Source organism: Burkholderia sp. Bp8986 (genome assembly GCF_003854225.1).
Classification (GTDB): domain Bacteria; phylum Pseudomonadota; class Gammaproteobacteria; order Burkholderiales; family Burkholderiaceae; genus Burkholderia.
Genome location: NZ_QTQM01000084.1, coordinates 1 through 9,141 on the forward strand (window position 1 = coordinate 1; position 9,141 = coordinate 9,141).

A 9,141-nucleotide genomic window follows, 5' to 3' on the forward strand; every position below is an offset into this window, starting at 1 on the left:
TAGATGTACTACGCTGTCTCGGGGTGGGTCAGATTTAGATGAAAACGGTGGGTCAAGATTCGGTGGAAATCAACAGTTCGGGCGGGAAAACGCAAATTTTGTTTTACGGGGGCGGAGCGGAAAGCCTTACGGGTATTGGCTCACAGCGCAGGCACGATTCAAAGTTAAATGAATTGTGATTTCCGGGTGATCCGGCCGGGGCCGCTCAAATCCGTCAGAGCCCCGTCTGAGAAGGGTTTTCCGGAAATGGATGATCCGACCACTGCCGCCGAAATCCTCTCCGAACCGCAACTTTTTCGTGTTTTTCAGGGTTCGTGGTGTGGGGGCGGCACTGCTCGGGAGGCGTGGGCCGATCGGGGCACGATATCGATGGAGGACGATCACGAGTCCGTTGACGGTCAGGCAAATCGAGGCTGCGAAGGCGACCGGAAAGCGGTCTTTCCTGTCGGACGGCGTGGACCGTCCCTGCGCGTGGGGCCGGCCGGCGGGAAAATCTGGTCTGTTCGTGTCAGTGTCAGTGGCAAGCAACGCGACAAGCCGTTCGGCAAGACGTGGGCGCGCTCGACGACCGACGCGCGGTCATCGCCAATAGCCGCGCGATGCCGTCGAGCGTGAAACCCAGTGCGCCGATGAGCACGAGTCGGCTGCGTCCCGCGCGAGCGTGTTCCGGCCGGTCACGGTCTACTGACAGGAAATGGCATGGGCTTCGGCGATACTGTGCGCTTTCGTATCCATCGATCTGTGGCGCACCGCGTCTCCCTTCCGTCATGACCACCACTCAAGTTCCCGTCCTGCTGAAAGACTCGCTGGGCGAGCAGCGATTCCGCACGCTGTCCGACGTGCTGCATGCGATCGAACCTGCGTTCGACCGGGAGGCATTTCTGGCGACGGCGCTTGACGGCCTTGGCGACCTGACGCTGATGGAGCGTGTGAGGCGCGCCAGCGTCGCGATCGACGCGGCGGCGCGTTCATTGCCCGGCGGATACGACGCCGTGCTGGCGCTGCTGCAGGAGGCGGCGCCACGATTGGGCCGCGGATTCGTGTCGCTCATTGCGCCCGACTATGTCGGGCAGTACGGTCGGCACGCGTTCGATCGTTCGATGGACGCGCTGAGATGCTTCACGCTGTTCGGCACGTCGGAATTCGGGGTGCGCGAATTCCTGCGCATCGATACGGCGCGCGCGCTCGCGACGATGGAGGCCTGGTCGCATGATGCGGACGATGCCGTGCGCCGGCTCGCCAGTGAGGGAAGCCGCCCGCGCCTGCCGTGGTCGTTCCGTCTGCGCGAGATCGAGGCCGACCCGGCGCTCGCGGCACGGATCCTCGACACGCTTCGCGCGGACCCGAGCGCATACGTGCGCCGCTCGGTCGCGAATCACCTGAACGATGTGGCGAAATCGCATCCGGCCTGGGTGCTCGATTGCGCCGAACGATGGGGCGACGATCATCCGCATACGCGCTGGATCGTCCGGCATGCGCTGCGCACGCTCGTGAAGCAGGGCGATGCGCGAGCGCTCGCGATACTCGGCGCCGAAAGCGCGCCGCGCATCGCCGTCGGCCCGTTCGGCGTGATGCCCGCGCAGGTGGCGCTCGGCGAGTCGATCACGCTCGACTGCGAGTTGCATTCCACGGTCGACGTCGCGCAGCGGCTCGTCGTCGATTACCGGATCGCGTACGTGAAGCAAAATGGCGAGGCCTCGCCGAAGGTGTTCAAGCTGAAGGGGCTGATTCTCGAACCCGGCGGGCGCGCCACGCTGAGGCACAACCGGGCGATCCGCGATTTCACTACGCGCCGGCACTATGCGGGCCGGCACGAGGTCGAACTGATCGTCAACGGCCAGGTCGTCGCGCAATCGTTCTTCGAGCTTGTCGTGTAAGTGGCCTTGCCCGGAGCGTATCGCGTCTGCTTTTTAGAGCCTATCGAGTGTTCGGGCGGGTGGCGCAAATTCCGGTTTGACGGGGCCGAATTGGAGAACCTTGCGGGTACTGGCTCACGGTGGAGGCACGATTCAAGGTCAAGTGCCTTACCGCGCAGGGTATCGGCGCGGCGCTCAGTCCGGCGCTGGGCGGCGTGCTCGCGCAGCACTTCGGTTGTTCGACCGCATTCGTCGTGCCGGACGCCGTGTCGACGGGCTCGCTCGTGCTCTGGCTCGGCCATGCGCGCTCGCTGAGCGGCGTGTGCGGCAAGCCGGGCGATCTGTCGGCCACGTCGTCGTGAACGTGCTTCCCCTCGTCATGCCATTCCCGGCCTGCCCGTGAATTCCGTTTCGCTTGCGTGGCTGATTGCCGCGTCGCCACGGCGGGTGTCGTCATGCGTCCGGGCGGCTGGCCCGGCGCGCATTCGGATCGATTCCAGGCCTGGCATTCTGTCGATGCGTGCGGTGCGATGGCCTGACGGCGCATCGCACCCGGACACGGGCTAGCAGCGGCATTGCATGGCGCTTCCAACCCGCGAGCGAGATCGAATCAGAACAAATGCTGGATGCCCGCATAGACACCCGTCTGGCTATGCCCGGGCGTCGGATTGTCGTTGTAGCCGCCGCCGGCGATCGGGCCGCCGGCACCCGCCGCGTTCGACTCCAGGCCGAAGTTCGCGTTCTTGCTGTTGCGAACGGTAGCAATCTGCATGTCGAAGAGCGTGCGCTTCGAGATGTTGTACGTGCCGCCAACCGTATAGATGTTGGCGTTGCCGCCGCCATGGTTTGCGTTGACGTGATAGACGGCACCGGTCAAGGCCGCAGCCGGCGTCGCCTGCCACGTGACGCCGCCCCAGACCTGCTGCGTCGACGTAATCCCGTTGTTGGCGGTCGGCGCGCCGTTCGCGTGCGAGGCCTGATAGGCCGCCTGCAGCTTGAACTGGCCGAGGAATACGTTCACGCCCGCGAAGTACTCTCGGGAATAGTTGAACACGTCCGAGAACTTGCCGTTGACGTCGCGCGCCTCGTCGTAGATGCCGCGCACCTGGAAGTACGGATTCGTGTAGGTCAGTTGCAGGCCGTCGGCACGACCTTGTGCGGTCGTGCCGTTACCATTCCAGCTGGTGGCGTTCGACAGCGAATACTGGCCGTACACGTCGAAACCGTAGAAGCTCGGCGACTGGTACGAAATGTTGTTGCTCGTCTTGTTCCAGTTGCGCCCGCGCACGAGCGAACCGGACGACCAGGACGTCTGGCCGAGCGGATCGAAGTCCCACAACCCGTTCGAAATCGAGAGCTCGCGGCCGAGCAGCAGCGTGCCGTAAGCGTCGTTGGAAAAACCGACCGTTGCCCAGCGATCCCAGATGGACCCGGTGCCGCCGAGGCTGCCGTTCATCGCATTGAACGAGCCTTCGAGGTGGAAGACCGCCTTGTTTCCACCGCCGAGATCCTCGGAGCCCTTCAAGCCCCACAGGCTGGTGCCCCAGTCGCCGCTTTCGGCACGCCAGCGGCTCGTCGTGCCGCCGTTGCCGTTGGCAATGCCGCTCAGGTACTCGATGCCGGCGTCGAGGCGGCCGTAGAGCGTGACACTGCTTTGTGCGTGGGCGACGATGCCTGCGGACATCAACGTGGCGGTGAGTATTGCTTTTTTCATAATTGGCTCCAAACCTGTCAGAAAGAAAACGTGTGACTGCGGCACAACAGACCCGGTCAGTTCTTTTATTGAATAAATTAAGGAAAACGAAATTATCTGTCGTGAAAAACGGATCGCGTATCAACAGGGAAAGTGAGATGTTCTTTGCTTGCGGCATGTCCAGCCGGGCAAACTGGACGAAAAGGTCTCCTTGGTCGGTATTGATGTGGGACGAAACTACGGGCGAGTCACGTAGTACAACTATTCATATATGAAATCCGTCTGACGCTCATGAAGCCGGGCTTGCCCGGGGTCCCTTGCCGACGATCTGCAGCGCGATCGGTCCGATCCACGATGCACGCCTAACGTGCGGCGAGCACCTCGAATCGGTAGGCGATTTCAGTTGGCGTGTCACGGTTCAATGCAAGTGCCGTCCGGACGCCGCGGGAATTGATCGGATTGGGCGCGAGCGATGCCGCACGGCCAAGCTCGAATGCGCTCGCGACCGGCTCGATGCCCACGCAGAGGTTGCGGCCGTTCCACGGCGCATACGCACGTCCGCGGTTGCTGATCCACAACAGCAGCGACGGCAGCGCATCTGCATCCCAGGTCAGGCGATAGCGTGCGCCGGCGACGGCGTCGGTCATCGTGACGGAACCGTCGATTCCGCAGAGCTGCAGGATTTCTTCCGTAGGCTGCGCGAGCGGTAGGTGGTCGAATGCACCGAAGCCGCCCTCGCCGAGCGGTACGCGCTCGAGTGATTCGAACGTCGCGCCGGCCAGCGCGCTCGATACGCGCGGTTCCGGACCTGCCGGGTGCACCATGCCGAAACGGTACGTGCCGGGCTCGATTCGAAACGCGCCGGTGAGCGTCGGCAGCGCGAGATTCGGGTGCAGACCGATGGGGCAGCGAGCCGACTTGCGCGCTTCGATACGGAGAACGATGTCGAAGGCAGCGCGAGCCGGGTCGGCGCGCACGATGCGAGTCAGTCGTGCGATCGACGAGGTCTCGGGGTATTCGATTTCAATTTCGATCTCGTGCGCGGTTTGCCTCACGAGTGACCACACGCCGGTACAGCCGTAGCCATGCTGAAGGTCGTCGCTGGTGTCGAGTGCGACGTCATCCGGGACGATCGGCGTTGCGGCGGCCTTCCGCCAGCCGGGGGGCAGTCGGTCGGGAGAGTAGGGAACACCGAATGGCACGCACGGGAATTCGCTTCGCATGACGCCCAGCAGCCCGGCGGGTTGCGGCTCGGCTTGGCCGAGCCACGGCGCTTCGTAAAACGGACGGATCGTGCGGCCGCCTTGCTGTAATGCAACGCCGCCGAGCATACCTCCTGCTGCATGGAGATCGAACGCGCCGTGCGCCCATTTGAGATGCCAGACTGTATCCATTGCTTCGTCAGGTGTAGTCGGAGAAAACGCTTCCACGATAGGAAGAGGTATGCCGGAGCGGATCAGTTCTCTTCCTCGCTCCAGCAGGTGCCGTATCTCGCCAGCAATGCGCTGGCCTGTGCAGGCCCCCAGTTTCCGGCCGAATAGGGTTTGGGCGCCGCTTTCAGGTCGAGAATCGGCGCGACCCAGCGCCATGCGGCTTCCTGCTCGTCGCGACGCACGAACAGCGCGAGCCGGCCGGCGATCACGTCGAGCAACAGGCGCTGATACGCCTCCATCCGGTCTTGCCGAAAGAAGCGGTCGAACGCGAGATCGAGGTAGACGCCTTGCAGGGTCATGCCGAGCCCCGGCCGCTTCGCGAGCGTGCTCAGGCGAATCGATTCGTCCGGTTGCAGCTGGATCGTCAACCGGTTCGAGCCTGCCAGCAGCGCCGTCGGACCGAGCGTCGAATGCGGCGGGCGCTTGAACGTGACGACGATTTCAGCCACGCGTCGCGCCAGCCGCTTGCCGGTGCGCAGAAAGAACGGCACGCCGGCCCAGCGCCAGTTCTCGACCTCGGCCTTGAGCGCGACGAACGTCTCGGTCGGACTGTCGGCCCGGATCCCGGATTCGTCGAGGTAACCCGGTACCGACTCTCCGCGGACCACCCCCGCGCGATACTGTCCGCGCACGACGCTCTGATGCAAGGCTTCCTCGGTGAGCGGCTTGAGCGCGCGCAGCACGCGCAGCTTCTCGTCGCGCACGGCGTCGGCTTCCATCGACTGAGGCGGTTCCATGGCGACGATCGCAAGCAACTGCAGCAGATGGTTCTGCACCATGTCGCGCAGCGCGCCGGTCTGGTCGTAAAATCCGCCGCGCCCGCCGACGCCGAGTTCCTCGGCAACCGTGATCTGAATGTTGTCGATCCATTCGCGGCGCCACAGAGGCTCGAACATCACGTTGGCGAATCGCAGCGCGAACAGGTTCTGCACGGCTTCCTTGCCGAGGTAATGATCGATCCGGTAGATCTGCTCTTCGGAAAAAATCTGGCCGACCGCATCGTTGATCGCCGTCGACGACGCGAGATCGTAGCCCAACGGTTTTTCGAGCACGATTCGCGAGGTCGGCGGAGCGAGCCCAGCCTGCGCGAGCGCGCGGCAAATCGGCACGAACAGCGATGGCCCGGTCGCCAGATAGAAGATCTGGCGCGACGACGCCGGCGAGAGCGCGTCGGCCAGACGCGAGAACGTGCCGGCCTGGCTTGCGTCGAGCGCCACGTACGAGAGCCGCTCGCGAAAGCCGCGCCATGCGCTTTCATCGAACCGGGCCTGCGTCAGATGCGGTCGCACCGACACGTCGACCCAGTCGAGGTAGCCGGCGGTATCGAGTTCGTTCTGCGCAACCGCGATGATGCGTCCCGCGGGGGCGAGCAGGCCATCGCGGTGAGCGGAGTAGAGCGCCGGCAGGATCTTGCGCATTGCGAGATCGCCGGTGCCGCCGAACAGCACGAATTCGAACGGAGCCTGGGTATCGGAGAACGGGAGGTGCGCATTCATGGAGTTTCGCTCGTGGCTGCGTTGGCCGATTCGATCAGCGCATGTACTTCGGCCGCCGTCGGCGCATAGGCGCCGGCGTGCGACGCGACGAGCGCCGCACAGGCGGCGGCGAACCGAAGATGTTCCGTCGCGGGGGCGTCCGGGCGCGTCAGCAGGCTCGCCATCCAGCTGCCGACGCACGCGTCGCCGCACCCGACCGTGTCGGCGACCGTGACCTTGAAGCCCGGCTGAACCAGCGTTTCATGACCGGCGAAGAGTTCCATGCCGGCCGCGCCGCGCGTGACGAGCACCGCTGCCTGCGGCGCCCACGCACGGATTTGCGCGAGTGCGGCTGCCTCGTCGAATTCCGGGAACAGACCGGCGAGATCCTCGTCGGACACCTTGATGTAGTCCGAGAGACCGATCATCGTGCGCAAGGTGTCGCGGTACGACGGGTCGGCCATCGGCGCGCGAAAGTTGGGATCGAACGAAATCCGCTTGCCGGCGGCGCGCGCCGCGAGCGCAATGTCGATCAGACGCGAGGCGAGGGGCTCGCGCACCAGGCCGAGACAGCCGAAATGAATGATTTCGGCGGCGTCGAGCCAGTCCGAAGGCAACGCGGCGGGATCGAACGCGAGGTCGGCGCTATTCTCGCCGATGAAGAAATATTTCGGCGGCCGCGTTTCGACCACCATCGCAAGCAGCGGCGGGCGGTCGACCTGCTGCGTGAAGCGCATGTCGAGGCCGGCTTCGGCGCTCTTTCGCATGAGCTCGTCGCCGAATATGTCGGCGCTCACGGCACCGGCAAAGCCGGTCGGCGTGCCGAGGCGCGCGCCGACGCGTGCGACGTTCCAGCATGCGCCGCCGGCAACGCTGTGCCAGCGGTTCGTGTCGTCTCGAATGAAATCGGTCAGGGCTTCGCCGAAGATGACCAGTCGCGGTAGCTTCATGATGGGATTCGGGAGATCAGGCCGCAGCGTGGCGCCGCGTCTTGAAGCGGTTGATCAGTTGGTTGGTCGAGCCGTCGTGCGAGTCAATCTGCGCGGGGGTGAGCAATTCGTCCTCGATCGCAACCGCGAGCTTTTTGCCGAGTTCGACGCCCCATTGATCGAACGAATTGATTCGCCATACCACGCCTTGCACGAATACCTTGTGTTCGTACAACGCGATCAGCGCGCCGAGGGATGCCGGATCGAGCGTGTCCAGGCAGATCGTGTTCGTGGGCCGGTCGCCTTCGAAATTGCGATGTGGTTCGGTCGTCGAGCGCGATCCGTTCATCAATGCCTCCGACTGCGCGAAACAGTTTGCGACGAGGACGGCATGGTGATGATCGAACGCGTGATGCGGCCGCATGCACACGATGAAGTCGGTCGGGATGATCGCGGTGCCCTGGTGCAGGAGCTGGAAGAACGCGTGTTGCCCGTTCGTGCCCGGTTCGCCCCAGATGACCGGGCCGGTCGCGTAATCGACGCGCTCGCCGCCGAGCGTCACCGATTTGCCGTTGCTTTCCATGTCGAGCTGCTGCAGGTATGCGGGCAACCGGTGCAGATAGTTGTCGTATGGCGCGATCAGCTGGCTCGTCGTACCGAGGAAGTTCTGATGCCAGATGCCGATCAGGGCGAGCAGGACGGGCAGGTTGTGGGCCAGCGGCGCTTGCGCGAAGTGACGGTCCATCGCGTGCGCGCCGTCGAGCAGTTGCTCGAACGCGTCCATGCCTGCCATGATCGCGATCGGCAACCCGATGGCGGACCACAACGAGTAGCGTCCGCCCACCCAGTCCCAGAACGCGAACATGTTGCCGGTATCGATGCCGAATGCCGCAACGGCCGTGGCATTCGTGGAAACGGCGACGAAGTGGCGGGCGATCGCCGCGTCCGGCGCGCCGCTGTCGAGCAGCCAGGCGCGGGCGGTATGGGCGTTCAGGAGCGTCTCGCGGGTCGTGAACGTTTTCGACGACACGATGAACAGCGTCGTCTCCGGGTTCACGCGCTTGAGCACTTCGGCGATGTCGGCTGCATCCACGTTCGAGACGAAATGCATCGTCAACCGTTCGTGCGCGTAAGGCTTGAGCGCCTCGCACACCATCTTCGGCCCCAGGTCCGAGCCGCCGATGCCGATGTTGACGACGTCGGTGATCTCGCGGCCCGTGTGGCCGCGCCATTCACCCGAGCGAACCGCGTGGGAGAAACGCCGCATCCGGGCCAGCACGTCGCTGACCTGCCGCGACACGTCGACGTCGTCGACGATACGCGGCGTACCCGAACGGTCGCGCAGCGCGACGTGCAGCACCGCGCGGTTCTCCGTGCGGTTGATGCGCTCGCCGGCGAACATCGCGTTGCGATACGCATCGACGCCCGCCTCCTGGGCGAGGGCGACCAGCAGGGCGATGGTTTCGTCGTCGACGGGGTTCTTCGAGTAATCGACGAAAAGCCTGGCCGCCTCGAGGCTGAAGCGCGATGCGCGTGCCGGGTCGCGGTCGAATCGTGCGCGAATCGAGACGCCGGACAACGCGTCCCGATGGCTGGCGAGCGCGCGCCACGCGCGCGTTTGGGTCAGTGAGGTCATGGTCGTGTCAGGCCTGGGATGCGTTGGGACGGGTCAGTGCGAGCTCCAGCCTTTGTAAGCCTTCACGTTGTCGCGCGTGACGAGCGTCGGCTCGATCAGGATCATCGGGTTGGCCGGCT

At 64.5% G+C, this 9,141-nt stretch carries 6 protein-coding genes and 1 pseudogene; 2 read left to right on the plus strand and 5 right to left on the minus strand.

The genetic code is table 11. The features are described from left to right. Positions 1-551: 551 nt before the first annotated feature. Together DID99_RS35340 and DID99_RS35345 are read left to right on the plus strand one after the other, a co-directional pair. Positions 552-1,877, plus strand: coding sequence for a DNA alkylation repair protein (locus DID99_RS35340; protein WP_311767512.1), 1,326 nt, complete (start codon positions 552-554; stop codon positions 1,875-1,877). 146 nt (positions 1,878-2,023) lie between these two features. Continuing rightward, positions 2,024-2,218: pseudogene (locus DID99_RS35345) on the plus strand (MFS transporter); the annotation flags it as partial. 248 nt (positions 2,219-2,466) lie between these two features. On the opposite strand, the gene DID99_RS35350 reads toward DID99_RS35345, so the two are convergent. From DID99_RS35350 to pgi, 5 genes are all read right to left on the minus strand, one after another. Continuing rightward, positions 2,467-3,570 (minus strand): porin, encoded by a 1,104-nt coding sequence (locus tag DID99_RS35350; protein ID WP_124668615.1) that lies wholly within the window; start codon positions 3,568-3,570, stop codon positions 2,467-2,469. Between the two features lie 341 nt (positions 3,571-3,911). After that, positions 3,912-4,943 carry a hypothetical protein gene (locus DID99_RS35355; protein ID WP_124668619.1) on the minus strand — a complete coding sequence of 344 codons (1,032 nt, stop codon included), beginning with the start codon at positions 4,941-4,943 and terminating at the stop codon, positions 3,912-3,914. A 62-nt stretch (positions 4,944-5,005) separates the two neighbouring features. Further along, complete coding sequence (gene zwf, locus DID99_RS35360) at positions 5,006-6,478, minus strand: glucose-6-phosphate dehydrogenase (protein ID WP_124571993.1); 1,473 nt, start codon at positions 6,476-6,478, stop codon at positions 5,006-5,008. Continuing rightward, positions 6,475-7,407: a carbohydrate kinase gene (locus tag DID99_RS35365; protein ID WP_124668616.1), complete on the minus strand. Its 933-nt coding sequence runs from the start codon at positions 7,405-7,407 to the stop codon at positions 6,475-6,477. Before DID99_RS35365 ends, zwf begins: the two co-directional genes overlap by 4 nt. A 16-nt stretch (positions 7,408-7,423) precedes the next feature. Beyond that, the gene (gene pgi, locus DID99_RS35370) at positions 7,424-9,022 is read right to left on the minus strand and encodes a glucose-6-phosphate isomerase (RefSeq protein ID WP_124668617.1); all 1,599 of its coding nucleotides are present in this window, start codon (positions 9,020-9,022) and stop codon (positions 7,424-7,426) included. Between the last annotated feature and the right edge of the window lie 119 nt (positions 9,023-9,141).